The organism is Nocardioides oceani (assembly GCF_030412965.1).
GTDB lineage: Bacteria > Actinomycetota > Actinomycetes > Propionibacteriales > Nocardioidaceae > Nocardioides > Nocardioides oceani.
Window position 1 is genome coordinate 1 of sequence record NZ_JAUHJQ010000224.1, and the last position, 238, is coordinate 238.

A 238-nucleotide genomic window follows, 5' to 3' on the forward strand; every position below is an offset into this window, starting at 1 on the left:
GTCCTCGCGGTCGACCGCCAGCGCCCGGCGCACCACCGCGTCGGTCGCGCCGGGGAACGGCCGCTCCGGCGTCGAGAGCGGCGGCGGCGCGGCCGGGGCGGCCGCGGCGCCGAGCGGGGGGTGGGTGTACGGCGCGCGGCCGGCCAGCAGCAGGTAGGCCAGCGCGCCGAGGGAGTACTGGTCCGCGCGAGCGTCCAGCGGCTCGGCCTGCGCCTGCTCGGGCGCCACGAAGGTCGGC

Annotated in this window: 1 pseudogene; it reads right to left on the bottom strand. The window is 81.9% G+C overall.

Features of this window, described 5'->3' with window-relative positions:
* Nucleotides 1–238, bottom strand: a pseudogene (locus tag QWY28_RS23865) (serine/threonine-protein kinase); the annotation flags it as partial.